The organism is Acinetobacter sp. YH12095 (assembly GCF_013419245.1).
In the GTDB taxonomy this organism is placed as follows: Bacteria; Pseudomonadota; Gammaproteobacteria; order Pseudomonadales; family Moraxellaceae; genus Acinetobacter; species Acinetobacter towneri.
In genome coordinates, this window is sequence record NZ_VPAL01000007.1 from 99,265 (window position 1) to 116,209 (window position 16,945).

Annotated in this window: 21 protein-coding genes; 14 read left to right on the forward strand and 7 right to left on the reverse strand. The window is 43.2% G+C overall.

Going from position 1 to position 16,945, the window contains the following annotated elements:
- Window positions 1–33: 33 nt before the first annotated feature.
- Complete coding sequence (purC, locus tag FTU35_RS07235) at window positions 34–753, forward strand: phosphoribosylaminoimidazolesuccinocarboxamide synthase (protein WP_154320162.1); 720 nt, start codon at window positions 34–36, stop codon at window positions 751–753.
- Window positions 754–1,112: 359 nt separating this feature from the next.
- Window positions 1,113–1,325, forward strand: coding sequence for a cold-shock protein (locus tag FTU35_RS07240; RefSeq protein WP_004974113.1), 213 nt, complete (start codon window positions 1,113–1,115; stop codon window positions 1,323–1,325).
- A 114-nt stretch (window positions 1,326–1,439) separates the two neighbouring features.
- Here FTU35_RS07240 and FTU35_RS07245 read toward each other — a convergent pair whose 3' ends face one another.
- Both FTU35_RS07245 and FTU35_RS07250 read right to left on the reverse strand, forming a co-directional pair.
- Window positions 1,440–2,708, reverse strand: a complete 1,269-nt coding sequence (locus FTU35_RS07245; protein WP_004974112.1) for a replication-associated recombination protein A — start codon at window positions 2,706–2,708, stop codon at window positions 1,440–1,442.
- 117 nt (window positions 2,709–2,825) lie between these two features.
- Complete coding sequence (locus FTU35_RS07250; protein WP_136144131.1) at window positions 2,826–3,278, reverse strand: YcgN family cysteine cluster protein; 453 nt, start codon at window positions 3,276–3,278, stop codon at window positions 2,826–2,828.
- Between the two features lie 191 nt (window positions 3,279–3,469).
- Here FTU35_RS07250 and FTU35_RS07255 point away from each other — a divergent pair, with 191 nt between their 5' ends.
- The 10 genes from FTU35_RS07255 (at window position 3,470) to FTU35_RS07300 (ending at window position 10,766) form a co-directional block, all read left to right on the forward strand.
- Window positions 3,470–3,628 (forward strand): DUF1328 domain-containing protein, encoded by a 159-nt coding sequence (locus FTU35_RS07255; RefSeq protein ID WP_004974108.1) that lies wholly within the window; start codon window positions 3,470–3,472, stop codon window positions 3,626–3,628.
- A gap of 207 nt (window positions 3,629–3,835) precedes the next feature.
- Window positions 3,836–4,576 (forward strand): dienelactone hydrolase family protein, encoded by a 741-nt coding sequence (locus FTU35_RS07260; protein WP_136144130.1) that lies wholly within the window; start codon window positions 3,836–3,838, stop codon window positions 4,574–4,576.
- A gap of 69 nt (window positions 4,577–4,645) precedes the next feature.
- Window positions 4,646–5,008 carry an HIT family protein gene (locus tag FTU35_RS07265; RefSeq protein WP_070155794.1) on the forward strand — a complete coding sequence of 121 codons (363 nt, stop codon included), beginning with the start codon at window positions 4,646–4,648 and terminating at the stop codon, window positions 5,006–5,008.
- Between the two features lie 136 nt (window positions 5,009–5,144).
- Window positions 5,145–6,179 carry an A/G-specific adenine glycosylase gene (gene mutY, locus FTU35_RS07270; RefSeq protein WP_131261235.1) on the forward strand — a complete coding sequence of 345 codons (1,035 nt, stop codon included), beginning with the start codon at window positions 5,145–5,147 and terminating at the stop codon, window positions 6,177–6,179.
- A 60-nt stretch (window positions 6,180–6,239) separates the two neighbouring features.
- Complete coding sequence (locus tag FTU35_RS07275; protein WP_131261236.1) at window positions 6,240–6,779, forward strand: M23 family metallopeptidase; 540 nt, start codon at window positions 6,240–6,242, stop codon at window positions 6,777–6,779.
- A gap of 18 nt (window positions 6,780–6,797) precedes the next feature.
- Window positions 6,798–7,043 carry a hypothetical protein gene (locus FTU35_RS07280; RefSeq protein WP_104852758.1) on the forward strand — a complete coding sequence of 82 codons (246 nt, stop codon included), beginning with the start codon at window positions 6,798–6,800 and terminating at the stop codon, window positions 7,041–7,043.
- A 52-nt stretch (window positions 7,044–7,095) separates the two neighbouring features.
- On the forward strand, window positions 7,096–7,665 hold the full coding sequence (locus tag FTU35_RS07285; RefSeq protein WP_180064631.1) for a DNA-3-methyladenine glycosylase I: 570 nt from the start codon (window positions 7,096–7,098) through the stop codon (window positions 7,663–7,665).
- Between the two features lie 74 nt (window positions 7,666–7,739).
- Complete coding sequence (locus FTU35_RS07290; protein ID WP_004974093.1) at window positions 7,740–8,762, forward strand: NAD(P)-dependent alcohol dehydrogenase; 1,023 nt, start codon at window positions 7,740–7,742, stop codon at window positions 8,760–8,762.
- Window positions 8,763–9,315: 553 nt separating this feature from the next.
- Entirely contained in the window at window positions 9,316–10,020 is a 705-nt protein-coding gene (locus FTU35_RS07295; protein ID WP_004974091.1) for an FKBP-type peptidyl-prolyl cis-trans isomerase, read from the forward strand.
- Between the two features lie 56 nt (window positions 10,021–10,076).
- Complete coding sequence (locus FTU35_RS07300; RefSeq protein ID WP_004974089.1) at window positions 10,077–10,766, forward strand: FKBP-type peptidyl-prolyl cis-trans isomerase; 690 nt, start codon at window positions 10,077–10,079, stop codon at window positions 10,764–10,766.
- 77 nt (window positions 10,767–10,843) lie between these two features.
- Here the strand turns inward: FTU35_RS07300 and murJ are convergent, their stop codons facing one another.
- Both murJ and ampD read right to left on the reverse strand, forming a co-directional pair.
- Window positions 10,844–12,394, reverse strand: a complete 1,551-nt coding sequence (gene murJ, locus FTU35_RS07305) for a murein biosynthesis integral membrane protein MurJ (RefSeq protein ID WP_171287394.1) — start codon at window positions 12,392–12,394, stop codon at window positions 10,844–10,846.
- 50 nt (window positions 12,395–12,444) lie between these two features.
- Window positions 12,445–13,044, reverse strand: coding sequence for a 1,6-anhydro-N-acetylmuramyl-L-alanine amidase AmpD (gene ampD / locus FTU35_RS07310; RefSeq protein WP_004974083.1), 600 nt, complete (start codon window positions 13,042–13,044; stop codon window positions 12,445–12,447).
- A gap of 177 nt (window positions 13,045–13,221) precedes the next feature.
- Between ampD and nadC the strand changes: the two genes are divergently transcribed.
- The gene (nadC, locus tag FTU35_RS07315; RefSeq protein WP_004974082.1) at window positions 13,222–14,067 is read left to right on the forward strand and encodes a carboxylating nicotinate-nucleotide diphosphorylase; all 846 of its coding nucleotides are present in this window, start codon (window positions 13,222–13,224) and stop codon (window positions 14,065–14,067) included.
- A gap of 106 nt (window positions 14,068–14,173) precedes the next feature.
- Here the strand turns inward: nadC and FTU35_RS07320 are convergent, their stop codons facing one another.
- Together FTU35_RS07320 and rph are read right to left on the reverse strand one after the other, a co-directional pair.
- Window positions 14,174–14,395 (reverse strand): hypothetical protein, encoded by a 222-nt coding sequence (locus FTU35_RS07320; RefSeq protein ID WP_179994338.1) that lies wholly within the window; start codon window positions 14,393–14,395, stop codon window positions 14,174–14,176.
- A gap of 177 nt (window positions 14,396–14,572) precedes the next feature.
- A complete protein-coding gene (gene rph, locus FTU35_RS07325; RefSeq protein ID WP_004974074.1) occupies window positions 14,573–15,289 on the reverse strand; it encodes a ribonuclease PH in 717 nt (238 codons plus the stop codon).
- A 204-nt stretch (window positions 15,290–15,493) separates the two neighbouring features.
- Between rph and FTU35_RS07330 the strand changes: the two genes are divergently transcribed.
- Window positions 15,494–16,150 carry a TetR family transcriptional regulator gene (locus FTU35_RS07330; RefSeq protein ID WP_136144683.1) on the forward strand — a complete coding sequence of 219 codons (657 nt, stop codon included), beginning with the start codon at window positions 15,494–15,496 and terminating at the stop codon, window positions 16,148–16,150.
- A gap of 114 nt (window positions 16,151–16,264) precedes the next feature.
- Here FTU35_RS07330 and FTU35_RS07335 read toward each other — a convergent pair whose 3' ends face one another.
- Window positions 16,265–16,885, reverse strand: a complete 621-nt coding sequence (locus FTU35_RS07335; RefSeq protein ID WP_004974070.1) for a thiol:disulfide interchange protein DsbA/DsbL — start codon at window positions 16,883–16,885, stop codon at window positions 16,265–16,267.
- Between the last annotated feature and the right edge of the window lie 60 nt (window positions 16,886–16,945).

The window sequence follows — 16,945 nt, forward strand, 5'->3', positions numbered from 1 at the left end:
TACTAGGCATTTTTTTTTGAAAAAGGTTCCCTCATGTTAAAACAAACCTTGCTCTATACTGGTAAAGCAAAATCTGTTTATACCACAGACAGTGCAGACCACCTGATTTTAGTCTTTCGTGATGATGCCTCTGCGTTCAATGGCGAAAAAATCGAACAACTAGATCGTAAAGGTAAGGTGAACAACCGTTTTAACGCCTTTATCATGGAAAAATTGGCTGAAGCGGGTATCGAAACTCACTTTGAAAAACTACTTACACCAAACGAAGTATTGGTGAAAAAGTTAGACATGATTCCTGTAGAGTGCGTTATTCGTAACTACGCTGCAGGTTCACTCTGCCGTCGTTTAGGTGTAGAAGAAGGTAAAGAACTGACCCCACCTACATTTGAATTGTTCTTTAAAGATGACGCTCTTGGCGACCCAATGGTAAACGAATCTCAAGCGATTGCTTTAGGTTGGGCCAATGCTGAACAATTGGTAAAAATGAAAGAATTAACTTACCAAGTCAACGATGTATTAAAAGCATTGTTTGATGCAGGTAACATGATTTTGGTCGACTTCAAACTTGAGTTTGGTGTATTCCACGACCGTATTGTGTTGGGTGATGAGTTCTCTCCAGACGGTTGCCGTTTATGGGACAAAGACACCAAGAAGAAACTCGACAAAGACCGTTTCCGTCAAGGTTTAGGCGGTGTGGTTGAAGCTTATGAAGAAGTTGCTGCACGTTTAGGCATCGACTTAGACAATATCTAATTCAAGCTTTTCAATTTTAAAAGCTGAATTCCCAAAACCGAGCAACATTGCTCGGTTTTTTGTATTTTGCTGTAGACCAAACAGGGTTTACAAACCAAATCTTTGAAAAAATCGCCCCATCCACAATGCCCAGTCTGTCTGCCTATTTTTAAATTTATCTGAATTTAAATTGTGTATTCTGCAATTCCGTGTATGCTTGTTGTCATACTAGAAAAATATGAAGTTCGTTTTAATCGTCTAAGTCCGTAGTTTTATTTTGTAATCCTTCGTTTGTTCAGATTTTAAGTCGCATCTTTTTCCCAGTTATTCCAAATCTTTTTTAGATTGCAACATATTAAAATTCAGCAGGATATTTCCCTATGTCAAATCCGACAATGAAAGGCACGGTAAAGTGGTTTAACGAAACTAAAGGTTTTGGTTTTATTCAACCAGAATCTGGTCCAGATGTGTTTGCGCATTTCAGCGAAATCGCACACTCAGGCTTCAAGACTTTACACGAAGGTCAGCAAGTTGAATTCAGCATTGCGCAAGGTCAAAAAGGCCCGAATGCTGTAAACATCAAACCGCTTTAAACCTTTGAATGCAGCACTCAAGGCTGCAAACAAATCTAAAAAAGCTCAAGTTGATTCTTGAGCTTTTTTTATGCCAATACTTTTACAAATATCTTTTCAGCTATACCAAATCGCTTAGGATTGAGTCTGCTGCCAACGACGTTGTTGTAAACGCTCACCTTCCACTTCACGTTTATTACGTGCCGACTCATACAACTTTGTGCCTTTCAGTTCAGGCGGCAAATAGTCCTGTAGCACAAAATGCTCTGGGTAATTGTGCGGATACAAATAATCTACGCCATAGCCTTGTTCTTTCATCAGTTTGGTCGGTGCATTACGCAAATGCAGTGGCACAGGTAAGTTGGCGGTTTTTTCAGCCAAATCCATGGCTTTATTAATTGCCAAATAAGTACTGTTACTTTTGGCACTGGTTGCCAAATATACTGCACATTGTCCTAAAATAATCCGCGCTTCGGGCATACCCAGCACTTGTACCGAGCGGAAACACTCGCCTGCCAATAACAAGGCATTCGGATTTGAATTGCCAATATCTTCCGAAGCAGCAATCAACATGCGACGCGCAATAAAGCTCGGGTCTTCACCGCCTTTGAGCATGCGCGCCATCCAATACAATGCAGCATCGGGGTCACTGCCACGAATTGACTTAATAAAAGCCGATACCAAATCATAATGTTGCTCGCCTGACTTGTCATAACGGGCAATGTTTTGTTGCGCAACCTTGACCACAATCGCGTTGGTGATGATATTTTCCACCTCGGGTTCAAAGGTGCTTGCCACCAAGTCCAGTAGGTTTAAAGCCTTGCGTGCATCACCTGCAGCAAACTGAATCAGAGCATCAAATTCTTCAATCTGAATATAACGGTCTTTTAAGAATTGATCTTGCTGAATGGCTTGAGTCAGCAAAGTCTGAATCGAATCGGCATCTAAAGCCTTTAAGGTATAGACCTGACAACGTGAAAGCAGCGCACTATTGACTTCAAAAGATGGATTTTCAGTGGTCGCACCAATTAAGGTGATTTTGCCCTTTTCCACCGCATTTAATAAGGCATCTTGCTGCGACTTATTAAAGCGATGAATTTCATCAATAAACACCACTGGTGTGAGCAAATCGCCGCCTTCGGCAATAATTTCACGCAGCTCTTTGACCCCAGTATTCAAGGCAGAAAGGCTGATAAAAGGACGATCTACCGCCTGCGCCAACAGCAAAGCGATGGTGGTTTTCCCCACCCCTGGTGGCCCCCAGAAAATAATTGAAGGCAAATGCCCCTGATCAATCATTTGGCGTAACGGCGCTTGCTCACCTAAAAGATGATCTTGACCAATAATTTGCGATAAATCGCGTGGACGCAAACGCTCAGGCAGTGGAATATGACTCTCTGACATCTTGTTATTTCTATACTTGACTTCAACCTAGTCTACTATGATCTCAAGCTTTGGAGTATTTCTAATCGTACCGATTTATCGCTAAAACACGATTCAAAGTTTATTCTGCAGTATGAATTAACGCACCCAACGCACCACATAATCTTCTATATCTTCTTCTGCAACATCCAGTTCTGAAATACAACGCCCTGCCGCAGATTTTTTGGCTTTAATCACACTTTGGCGTGAGCCCGTATTTAAGTAATGCCAAGATGGCAAATTTTTGCCCTGTTTTAAACGACGATAGGCACAACTTGGCGGCAACCAGTGAATTTTTTCTAGTTTTTCGGGGGTAAGTTGAATGCAATCGGGCACAAAGTCAAAGCGATTGGCATAATCTGAACAACGTGCTGTGTTACAGTCCAGTAACTTGCACGCCACTTTGGTATAGGCCACTTCTTGCGTGTCTTCATCTTCTAGTTTGACCAAACAGCATAAACCGCAACCATCGCACAAGGCTTCCCATTCCGCAGTATTTAAGGCATTCAGCGGATAGTTTTTCCAAAATTCAGGTCGTAATTGATCAGACATAGCGCACAGAAAATAACAAAACTGCGTCATTATAACAGCCTTGTTTCAACTTGTTGCTTTTGTTTAGTCTTTAAATGAATCAAACACTTAACTCAAACAACTGAACATTTAATACACAAAAACAAAACAGTGTGCTGCGTTCAGCTCCCTATACTAAATTCAGAAGCTATAAAAACACATGGAGAACAATTATGTTTCGTTGGGCTATAATCTTCGCAGTGATTGCGTTAATCGCGAGTTTACTTGGTTTTGGTGGTGTCGCAGGTTTATCCAAAGACTTTGCCATTATTTTATTGGTGATTGCTGTGATTTTGGCAATTGTTGGTTTCCTCTCTCGCGGAAAAATCTAGTGACCTCGTCTATAAATTCCTAAAAATCAGATAAAAAAGAAGGATTTTTCCTTCTTTTTTTATGTCCGCTTTTTACGCAACAAATGCCAATTTGGCTATTTTAAAAATATTTTCTCACATTTATAGGCAGTATTTACCCTGTTTTTAAAAATGCGTGCCATATTATTATGCTTTAATCATGGCATTGAAAACGATAAGGAATAAGGCATGGCTTTAGCAATCAAAACTCGCGAAATTGAATATACGGCTGCAGATGGCAGCAAACTGATCGGTTATTTTGCTGCACCAGAAACAGCACAAGCTGTCGCGGGGGTGATTGTCGCACCTGAATGGTGGGGACGTAACGAATACACCGAACAACGCGCGCGTGAATTGGCTGAACATGGTTTTGCAGCCTTAGCGATTGATATGTATGGCGATAAAAAAGTCACCACCACCGCAGCCCAAGCCAATGAATGGATGATGCAAACTTTTGCAGATGCTGACACAATTGTGACTCGTGCGTCTGCAGCTTTGGACACTTTAGCTGCCCAACCTGAAGTAAATCGCGATAAACTCGCTGCAATTGGTTTCTGTTATGGCGGCAAAGTCGTTCTGGATTTGGCTCGTTCTGGCGCAGCATTAAAAGCAGTGGTGACCTTCCACGCCAACCTCAGCCCGAAAGCCCCTGCACAACAAGGTCAGGTACAAGCCGAGATTTTGGTGTTGCATGGTGAACTGGACAGCATGGTGACTTTAGACGACGTCGCAAGTTTCCGTGAAGAAATGCACGCGGCTCAAGTAGAGCATGAAGTGATTATTTTTGAAGATGCCAAACACGGCTTTAGTAACCCTCAAGCTGATGAACGTGCCAAAGCCAATGGGGTCGATTTAGGCTACAACGCATCGGCAGAGCAACAAGGTTTAGCTGCCATGTATGAAGTGCTAGATCGTCGTTTAGCAGATTAATCTGCTGTTCACATTACGCAGCATATACTCAACGCAAGCCAAGAAAATTTTAAAGAAGAGGATATAACAATGACTGAGCAATGCCCTTATTGCAATTTTGATGATTATGATGTTTTGGCAAAAAATGAATTTGGGGTAATTTTGCCTGAACCCAATGCCCTGTCTAAAGGACATTGCGTAATCATTCCGCTACGTCACGTCGGCTCTTTTTTTGACATTACAGACAAAGAACGTAAAAGTTTATTGTCTTTATTAGAATTGGCGCGCAATGAGTTGCAATTGCGTCATCAACCTGCAGGTTTCCATGTTGGTTTTAATGATGGCGATGTGTTTGATGCTAAATCTGAGCATTTACACATCCACATTATTCCACGCTATGAAGGTCAGACCTTAAAATTGGATAACCGTTGGGGTATGAGCGGTCAAATTTAAACCACGACTCGTTTTATCCCAAACCAAGTGAAACCAAACCTAAAGAAGAAGATGCACGCTCATCTTCTTTTTTTATGCACGTAATTCCCACGCCAGTTTGGCTATACTAAGCCGCTACTTTACAAACTGGGTTCGCATGACTGCTTTTTCATTTTCCGATGCTCTCCTCACGTGGTTCGATCAACACGGACGCCATGACCTGCCGTGGCAAGTCGCCGATGATCCCTATGCGGTGTGGGTGTCTGAAATCATGCTGCAACAAACTCAGGTCAAAACCGTATTGCAATATTTTGAGCGTTTTTTGCAGCGCTTTCCGACAGTGCAAGATTTAGGACGTGCAACTTGGGATGAAGTTGCACCGTATTGGGCAGGTTTAGGCTATTACGCCCGCGCCCGCAACTTGCATAAAGCCGCAGCCATTGTGGCACAGCAAGGACATTTTCCAAGTACGCTCGAACAGTGGATGGCTTTGCCGGGCATTGGTCGCTCTACGGGTGGTGCCATGATGTCGCTGGGTTTACGCCAATACGGCGTCATTATGGATGGCAACGTCAAACGGGTTTTAGCACGTTTTTTTGCTATTGAAGATGATTTATCCAAACCTGTACATGAACGTGCCATGTGGCAACTGGCAGAACAGCTCTGCCCCGAAGTGCGTAATCACGACTATACGCAGGCTATTATGGATTTGGGCGCCACCATTTGTACCCCCAAAAAACCACTGTGCTTATATTGCCCAATGCAACAACACTGCAAAGCACATCAACAAGGTTTAGAGCAGGAATTGCCCTTTAAAAAACCGAAAAAAGCCGTACCCGTTAAATCTGCACAGGTCTTAGTACTGCAATGCGCAGATCAGTGGTTATGGCAACAACGTCCCAATACAGGACTTTGGGGTGGACTATGGTGTTTGCCTGTCATTGAAGATGCACAGGCTTTTGAGCAACTGTGTCAAAGCTTGAGCCTTAAACAGGTACAGCAACGCGCACAGATTTCACATAGCTTTACCCATTTCACTTGGCAGCTTGAAGCACTGTGTTTTCAGGTCGATGCTGATCTACAAGAACACTTGGCAATAGAACTGAATGCAGATTGGTATAGTCCGCAACAAGCCAGCGATTTGGGCATTCCGACGGCCATGAAAAAATTGATCTCGGCAATCAATCTGTGACATAGTCAAGCATCGTGATGAATGAAATCTTTGCTTTCACTGCCATTACAAGGATGTCTTATGTTTCGATGGATTGCTGTTTTAAGCCTGTCACTCTTTACCTTATTGATTGCGGCCTGTAGTTCTGCACCGAAACGTCCTAGTACCCCACTCCCGCCTGCCTTGGTGCAAAAACTCAATCAAATGAGTTTAAAAACTCGCTTGCCCATTCCTGTGCAGGGCATTAAAGCGCATCAGTTGAATGACACTTGGGGTGCATCTCGTAGTAGCGGACGTTTGCATGAAGGCATTGATATTCTTGCCGCCAAAGGCAGCAAAGTGTATAGCGCTACAGAAGGTTTAATTGCAGACTTACGCGATAATCGCTTAGGTGGTAAAGTAATTTGGATATTAGGGCCTGCAGGCACTTGGCATTACTATGCACACTTGGATGGACATAAACGCGGTTTAAACGTGGGCGATTATGTCAAGGCAGGAACGCATATTGGCTATGTCGGCAATACAGGCAACGCCCGACACACTGCCGCACATTTGCATTACGGACTTTATTTAAATGGTAAAGGACGCGGTGCGGTCAATCCTTATCCTTATTTACGTTAATTTTGTTAGGAACATTTCATGTCTGAAGCCTTGATAAATCGATTGGTGGAATTTGCAGAATCTGGCAATCAACAAAAAATTGTATTGGCAGGACAAGTCCATCAAGGCTGGGTCATGGAAATTACTGAAGATGCCCTGCTCATCAGCACAGGTTATTCAGATAAAGTTGGTAAAGACAACTGGATTTCCTTTCACGATCTGCAACAGGCAGAACTATATTATTGGGATAACCAACATGACCAATGGGCAGCATTTCAGCTTTAAGTCCGTCCCATTCACATCTATTCAGCTATCTATTCAACAAGGAGCATGACCCATGACGATACAACGCTGTGGCTGGTGTTCCGATGATCCGCTCTATATTGCCTATCATGATTTAGAGTGGGGACAAGCTGTATTTGCCGAAGTGCATTTATTTGAAATGCTGTGTTTAGAGGGACAGCAAGCAGGCTTGTCTTGGATTACTGTATTAAAAAAACGTGAAGCGTATCGTCAGCATTTTTTTCAATACAGCATTGCTGAAATTGCCGCCTTCAGTGATGATGATATTGCGCTCAAATTACAAGATGCTGGATTGATTCGACATCGAGGCAAATTACAAGCAATTCGTGACAACGCACGTGCATGGCAAAAACTAAAAGATGCCGATATAGACGTCGTGACATGGCTTTGGGATTTTGTCGCACAGCGACCTATTAGGAATGATGTACCTGACTATCGTCTTGCACCTGCACAAACCAACGCCAGTGTTACCATGTCGAAAGCCTTAAAGAAAAATGGTTTTAAATTTGTAGGCCCGACCACCTGCTATGCCTTTATGCAGGCTGTGGGCATGGTCGATGACCATGAAAATCACTGTCACTTTAAAACAACATCCAAGCTTTAGTATTCAAAACTGCTCACCCCATAACAGCAAGATCACCAATCAATACAGTCAGTCGATGACAAGGACGGTGCAATATGAGTAATACCATTCGAGCCTATGCCGCAATGCAGGCAGGTGAAGCCCTGCAAGCCTATCAATTTGATGCGGGTGAACTGCAGGCGCATCAGGTAGAAGTCAAAGTCGAATATTGTGGCTTATGCCATTCCGATCTTTCAGTCATTCAAAATGACTGGCATTCCTCGGTATATCCTGTGGTGGCAGGACATGAAATTATTGGCACGATTACCCAATTAGGCAGTGAGGCCAAAGGCTTAACCGTGGGGCAACGTGTAGGCATTGGCTGGACTGCAGACAGTTGCCAACACTGCGATGCCTGTATTGCAGGCGAACAAGTGCTGTGCAGCAATGGCACTACCGCAACCATTGTGGGACATGCAGGTGGTTTTGCCGATAAAGTCCGTGCAGGTTGGCAATGGGTAATTCCATTACCCGATGAGGTCGATCCTGTCAGTGCAGGGCCTTTGCTCTGTGGTGGAATTACCGTATTTGATCCGATCTTGAAACATCAAATTCAGGCAGTACATCATGTTGCGGTGATTGGTATTGGTGGCTTGGGGCATATCGCCATCAAATTATTAAAAGCATGGGGCTGTGAAATTACGGCGTTCAGTTCCAATCCAGACAAAACCGCAGAATTACTGGCTATGGGTGCAGACCATGTAGTGAACAGCCGTGATGCTGCTGCCCTTAAAACCCAGCGTGGCAAGTTTGACCTGATTTTAAGTACGGTAAACGTAAGCTTGGACTGGAATGCTTATTTAAGTACGCTTGCACCACATGGCACTATTCACATGCTAGGTGTAGCGCTAGAACCCATGCAAATTAAGGCGGGCAGCTTAATTGGCGGTGCAAAATCGGTTACTGGTTCATCGACAGGTTCGCCTGCAGCGCTGCGTCAATTACTACAATTTGCCGCACGCAAACAGATTGCCCCACAGGTGGAAGTTTTTCCGATGTCACAAATCAATCAGGCAATTGAACATTTGCATCAGGGCAAGGCACGCTATCGGGTTGTGTTAAAGGCCGACTTTGACTGACTTTTAAGATAAGTCATGATAGTCAAATATATTTCTATCTTTATTTAGGTAAAACCGCTCATCTAAAAACCTAGATCACATGAGGATACTCGGAAGTGTCATCCACAACCTGCGTAGCATTAGACCATTATTGTTTCTGCGAAATAATGAATGAGATACAAGAATTAAACAGGTTTTGTGGATGACAATGGTTTTGCCCACTTTTGCCGAAACAAAAGTGGGTCGAACCGAAGGTTAATCCTATTATTGGACAACAACCCATCAGGACGCTGTCTTGATCATTTATGCGATTACAATAAAAATTTACCTACAGCCCAAACGCAATCTGACTTTTCTTAAATGACCCACATCTAGTCCTGAATTGATAAGATTTATGTATAAAAAATGTTTTAGATATTCAGTCTGTTATAGAATAAACTGCGTAAGCAGCATATATTAAAAAAGTTGAATCGACACAGGCTGCAAAGCCACGTGCCAAACTAGAAAAGTCTGTGAAAAAGTCTGCTAAGATGAATGCTGCTTTTTTAACTATAAAATGAATTTGAGAAAACCTATGAGTAAAGCCTTACCCATCGCTGTTGCTGTAATTTTAGGCGGTGCTGCACTTGTTCCTGTTTATTATGCCTCTCAAAACCCAGCAGTGGCGACCTCTAAAGCGTCGGCAAATGCTTCTGCGGTTGAAAAAATCAGCTACGCTTTGGGTTATGAAGTGGCACATCAAACCCCACCAGAGCTAGACATCAACAGCTTTGTAACAGGTGTTCGTGAAGGTCATGCGCGTAAACAACCTGCCTACACCGAAGAAGAATTACAAAAAGCCTATGAGCAATTCCAGCAAGAGTTGCAACAAAAACAAGCCACTCAAGCGCAAGCTGCACAAACAGCCAGTGATTCATTCTTAACTGAAAATGGCAAAAAAGCAGGCGTACAAACCACAGCTTCTGGCTTGCAATATCAAGTGATTAAAGAAGGCACAGGCAAACAGCCAACGGCAAGCTCTGTGGTCAAAGTGCACTACACGGGTAAACTGGTCGATGGCAAAGTATTTGACAGCTCGGTACAACGTGGTGAGCCAATTGAATTCCCACTGAATCAAGTCATTCCGGGCTGGACTGAAGGTTTACAGCTCATGAAGGAAGGCGGTAAAGCTACGCTGTATATTCCATCGAAACTGGGCTACGGCGAACAAGGTGTACCAGGCATGATTCCTGCCAACAGCACCTTAATTTTTGATGTTGAACTGATTGAAGTGAAATAACAACATCACCCTTTCAGGAGAGCTTGGCTCTCCTGTATGGTCTTAGGACGAAAAGAATGAAAAAACACCTTGCCCTTGTGTGTATCGCACTGCTCAGCAGTGGCAGTTTTGCCAAAACCGTGACCAATAAAAGTCCTGTTGCAGATCAGGTCGGTTATAGCTTTGGTTATTTAATGGGGCGCAGCAATGCGGAAACCTTAAAAGATATTGATCTCGAAGCCTTCATTGCTGGCTTAAAAATGGCAACACAAGACCAAGCCGCCAGTTTAAGCGATGAAGAAATGGCACGAGTGCTGACTCAATTCAAAAAGCAAGCCGAAGCCAAACAACTGATTGAGCTTAAAAAAGTAGCCGATAGCAATGCTAAAATTGGGCAAGCCTTTTTAAACAATAATGCCAAAAAGGCAGGGGTCAAAGTCACCAAGTCTGGCTTGCAATATCAAGTCTTACAGGCAGGTACGGGCAAATCACCCAAAGCCACCTCTACCGTTAAAGTCCATTATGAAGGTCGTTTAATTGATGGTACGGTATTTGACAGTTCTATCGCCCGCGATCAAGCTGCAGAATTTCAGGTCAGCCAAGTCATTCAAGGTTGGACTGAAGGCTTACAACTCATGAAAGTTGGTGCCAAATATCGCTTCTTTATTCCTGCTGCTCTAGCCTACGGTCAAATTGGCTCAGGCGATGCAATTGAGCCAAACAGCACGCTTATTTTTGATGTGGAACTTTTAGAAATTGTAAAATAATCCAAAGCCGCATCATCTTTAAACAAAAAAATACCGCAATTTAAATTGCGGTATTTTTTCAGATCAACTTCGCTTCATTAAGGTTTTAAATGACGTGGTCTAAAACCCGTTGCCAACAATCCAACCCCATAGGCCACTACGCCCACCACACACAGCGCAGTGACTTCTGCCACACGCATCCATTGTGATACATCACCGTTATACCAAGTTAAGGCATACCACAACGCAGCAATCATCACGGCATTTGCCACTGCAAACTGCACCATGAGTTTTTTCCAGTGCGCACCAAAACGGAAAATCTTGCGTTGATGCAAATAGAAATACAACATGCCTGCATTCACCAAAGCCGAACCTGATGATGCCAGTGCCAATGCCATGTGTTCAGCTTGCCAGTCAATCAGTTTAAAGAAGCCAATAAACACCACGTTTAAAATCGCATTGGCAGCCACAGCCATTAAACCCACACGTACTGGTGTTTTGGTGTCTTGCTGTGCATAAAAACCCGGTGCAAAGACTTTAATCAGCATGAATGAAATCACCCCTGCACTCATACATTGCAAGGCCAAAGCGGTCATTTGCGTATCTTTAAAACTAAACTGACCACGCTCAAACAAGGCCTGAATAATAGGCGTTGACAACATAAACAGTGCAATACTGGCAGGGACACCCACCAAAATAATCACCCGTGCAGCCCAGTCCATCATGCCGCGGAATTTATCCATATTTTGTTCTGCATGACGCGCAGACAGTGACGGTAAAATGACCGTCCCAATCGCTACACCAATTAAGCCCAGAGGTAGCTCTGTCATACGTTCCGCACTATACAACCACGACACCGAACCATCCTGCATAAAAGATGCCCAAATGGTGTTGAGTAGCAGGTTAATTTGCGTGACCGATACCCCAAATAAAGCAGGCAGCATCAGCTTCATAATCCGATCCACCCCTTCATGCTTGAAATCAACTTTAGGGGGAATCAGCAGCTTTTTACGCCATAGTTCTGGAATTTGAATCGCAAGTTGTAAAGCACCCGCGATAATCACCGCCCAACCCAGTGCCATAATCGGCTCTGCCATGTACGGTGTGAGCCATAATGCACCTGCAATCATCGCCACATTCAGCAATACAGGCGCAAAGGCAGGCGTGGTAAATGAGCCATAGCTGTTCAAAATACTGCTGGCAAATGCCGTCAGCGACATAAACAACAAATAAGGAATGGTCAGGCGGAACATATCGGTGGCTAGCGCAAACTTTTCAGGGTCGCTATGGAAACCCGGTGCGTAGATATACATCACCGCAGGCGCAGCCACCATGGCGGTAAAGGTTAGCCCTGTCATTACCGTCATTAAACAGCCAAAAACCCGACTAATTAAAATTTGTACTTCGGCATGAGTGCGGCTGGTTTTATATTCGGTCAATACAGGAATAAATGCCTGCGAAAACGCCCCTTCGGCAAACAGTCGCCTGAAAAAGTTGGGGATACGAAACGCCACCACAAAGGTATCGAAATCTTTACCTGCACCAAACACATTCAGCAATACCACATCACGGACTAATCCTAGCACCCGTGACAGCATGGTCATTGCACTGACAATAAAGGTCGATCGCCAAAGCGCCATCGTTACCACCCAATTAAAAATTTAGTCGCTATTGTAATCAAAGCATCAACAAAGTTTTGTTATTGATTGATCAATTTTTCCTGTGATGTCGAAGCTTTAAGTTGAGATAACTGTTCACGAAAATACTGCCAGTCAAAATACGGCCCTGGATCAGTTTTACGTCCCGGTGCAATATCGGAATGTCCTGCAATATGCTGTTGAATACTCGGATAGGCCTGCTGCAAACTGTGTACCACCTGCACCAAACTCTGATATTGCGCTGTTTCAAAAGGCAAGTCATCACTGCCCTCTAATTCAATCCCAATTGAATAGTCATTACATTCAGGCTGTGCCAAATAACTAGAACGCCCCGCATGCCACGCCCGATCTGCAAAATTAACAAATTGCAGCACCTCGCCTGTTCTTAAAATCAACAAATGTGCCGAAACCTGCAGGCCCTGAATGGTCTGAAAGTAAGGATGCTGCGACCAATCCATTTGGTTCTGAAAAAATTGCTCAATATAACCACCACCAAATTGTGACGGCGGCAAACTAATATTGTGAATGACCAGCAATTGAATCTCTTGGTCTGTCGGACGGGCGTTGAAATTCGGAGATGGGACTTGTCTTGCCCCTTGTAATTGACCCTCAACCACCTGAAACGACGGCACATGCTGCATAAGGCAATCCCCAAACCATTAGAATAGAAAAATAGAACAGAAATTTCAGTTTAATGCCAACGCGTGACAATGAACATCTTAAATTACACCCGAACGTGGCTAAAAAACACATCCTGACGCAGAACAGTGTTAATATAACGCGCAATTTTCATGGGCAAGATCGACACGGAAAATCTTATGAGCATCTCTCCAGCTTTGCTTGAACAATCCATCCAAATCAATATTCAGCAAGCCTTGCAAGAAGATATTGGCGATGGTGATATTACCGCATTATTGACCCCTGAAGATGAGCAGGCCACTGCCACCATTATTAGCCGTGAAGACATGATTTTGGCAGGTCAACCGTGGGTAAATGCCCTGATTCAAGCATACGATGCCAATGTGCAAGTCACGTGGTTAAAAAATGATGGCGACCACGTTGCTGCCAATGAAGCCTTTTTGAAATTGGCAGGTTCTGCACGCAGCCTGTTAACGGTAGAACGCCCTGCGCTGAATTTTGTGCAAACCCTGTCTGCTGTTGCGACTAAAACCGCAGCCTATGTGCAACAACTTGAAGGCTTAAATACCAAACTGCTAGATACCCGTAAAACCTTACCGGGTTTACGCATTGCACAAAAATATGCTGTCACGGTCGGTGGTGGACAAAACCATCGTTTAGGCTTATTTGATGCCTTTTTGATTAAAGAAAATCACATTATGGCAGCAGGCGGCATTACTCAGGCAATTGCCAAAGCACATGCCATTGCTCCGGGCAAACCTGTAGAAGTTGAAGTGGAAACTTGGGATGAACTAAATCAAGCCCTTGAAGCCAAAGCTGATATTGTGATGTTGGATAACTTTAGCCAGCAACAAATGATTGATGCGGTCAAGCATGTGGCAGGTCGTTGTAAACTTGAAGCGTCGGGCAACATCACCATTGAAAATTTACGTGAAGTGGCTAGTACAGGCGTAGATTATATTTCGATGGGTGTTTTAACCAAAGATGTCAAAGCTGTGGATTTATCAATGCGTTTTAATGCGTAAACGATTACTTTTAAAATTAAGGGTGCAATCTGCACCCTTAATTTTTTCCAAAAATTGATTTTAAGGAGGCAAATGAGCCTCCTTTTTTTATGCCTCAATTTTGAATTTAATCATCGTCCTTGTTGTCGTTGTCGTTGTCGTTGTCGTTGTCGTTGTCGTTGTCGTTGTCGTTGTCGTTGTCGTTGTCGTTGTCGTTGTCGTTGTCGTTGTCGTTGTCAGAAGCTTGACCGAGTACACTACGATTGTCTTCATTTTCACGCTCAGTACGTGAATCACATGCAGTTAAAAACAACATCATGGCAGACATTAAAATAATCAATAGTTTCATGCTTTCCTCCTCTTTTCATTCAGGCTCTTTGCATACAGTTTTCCATCTTAAAAGAACGCATCCTGCAATATTGTAGCTTTTTGCTTCACGCTTCCTATCGCAATCTAAATCTCATCCATAAAAAAACGCATCCGAAGATGCGCTCTTAAACAGCAGAAAAACATCAAAAAGCTTAGCTTACCAACCTAAAGCTTGCTGCTGTTTTTTTACCAATTCCTGAATACCTTTTTCTGCCATTTCCAACATGGCATTACATTGCACACGATTAAACGGCTTATCTTCAGCAGTACCCTGAATTTCAATAAATTCACCTGCTTGTGTCATCACCACGTTTAAATCAGTTTGGCAATTTGAATCTTCTTCATAGCACAAATCCAATAACACTTGGTCTTGGTACATGCCCACAGAAATTGCAGCCACCAAACCCTTTAATGGGTCATGCTTAATTTTTTTCTTTTCCAGCAACACATTCATAGCATCAATCAATGCCACTGCTGCACCTGTAATGGCTGCAGTACGGGTACCGCCATCGGCCTGAATCACATCGCAGTCAATGGTAATGGTGTTTTCACCCAGTTTCTTCAAATCGACCATGGCACGCAAGCTACGACCAATTAAGCGCTGAATTTCCTGTGTACGTCCGCTTTGTTTACCACGCGCCGCTTCACGGTCACTACGGGTATGAGTTGAACGTGGCAACATGCCATATTCTGCAGTTACCCAACCTTGTCCCTGCCCTTTTAAAAAGCGCGGTACAGAGTTATCAATACTTGCGGTACACAAAACTTTGGTATGACCAAACTCTACCAACACTGAACCTTCAGCATAGCGAGTATAGTTACGGGTAATTTTTACCTCACGTAATTGATCTAAAGCTCGTTGGTCAATACGCATAATGTGTCCTTATTTTTGGCTCAAATAAATTGCCCGCAAGTATAACAGATGCCACAGCGCAGGTCGCTTTTCCAAAGCTTGACGTGTGCTGTTTCGGTAAATTTTGCCTGTATTTTTACAAAGTGGCTTCATTCATCTTTTAGTATTATCGTGAAACACAGGTTTTTGTTAGACTGCGCGGCACTGGCAGAATCAGGAAATACAATGTCGATTCGGGAAGAACGAAAACAACAAAGTCGTCAGGCAATTATGGAGGCAGTGCTGCAACTCAGCAGCGCAGGACGTGCATTTAGCAGCATTAGCTTAAGAGAAATTTCACGACAGATTGGACTGGTGCCCACCGCATTTTATCGGCATTTTCAAGATATGGATGAGTTGGGGCTAGATTTGGTCGATCAAGTTGCCTTGCACATTAAAGGTATTTTGTATCAGTTGGGACAAGCTTATTTATACCAACCCGATGCACAGACCGAAAAGGCATTGACCCTATTTTTTAAATCTGTCGATCAACATCCACAACAATGGATTTTTTTAATTGCCGAACGCTGGGGCGGTTCGACCATTTTACGGCAAGCCATCGCCCGTGAAATTGATTTTTTAATTGAAGATTTAGCTAATGATTTACAACGGGTCGAAAGCGTACAACATTTTCAGCATGCTGAAGATTTTCACATTCTGGCCAATATTTTAATTAATTTATCGTTAAATTGGGCAATGAGCTGGATTGGTTTAGAACGCCAATTTGAAGCCGAAAAATTACCTGAACAACAGCAGCGTTTTATTCAACAAACCATTACTCAAGTACATTTATTATTTCGTGGCATTTGCCACTGGCAACGTCCGCAGCCTGTCGCAGATTAAACATACAACACACTTTTAACCTGCATTAAAAAAACCGCAATGACGTTGCAATCATTGCGGTTTTTAGCGATGCGCTGCTGATTCAGCCTTGCATCATCTTGTTATTGCATCTGCTTATTTCTTAGCTTTACGCTCTTGATCAACCAAGTAGTTCACTACTTGAATCACTTTGCCGTTATCGCCTTGAACGATATATTTACCATTCACCACCACCGCAGGTACACCTGTCAATTGGTACTGACGCGCCAATTGTTTAGCTTGTGAAATTTTAGAGGTGATCGCAAACGAGTTAAACATGCTGTTAAATTTCGCTTCAGGTACACCATATTTCACAAAGAATTTAGCTTGTGATTGTTGGTCAAAAATTTGCTGACCTTTGTCATGAATGGCATGGAAAAGTGGCAAGTGAGTTTTCTTGCGCACACCCAAAGCTTCAGACACATAATAACCACGTGCATTCATTTCCCAAACAGGATTCATGGCTGCAGGAGTACGCACAAAATTCACATCTTTAGGTAACTGGCGTAACCATGTTTGCATATATGGTTCTAAAGTAAAGCAGTGACCACAGCCATACCAAAAGAACTCACGCACTTCAATTTTACCCGGTACATCAACCTTACCCGGGTTGGCGACAACGCTATAATCTTTACCTGCTACAAAATTTGCCGCCATAGTGCTACCAGAAATAGCAAAGATGGCAGTTGCCAAACTACCTAAAAGGAATTTTTTCATTGCGTTTATAATCCTCTAAATCATTCTGTTTAGTGTATGGCAACACTATAAATCAATTAT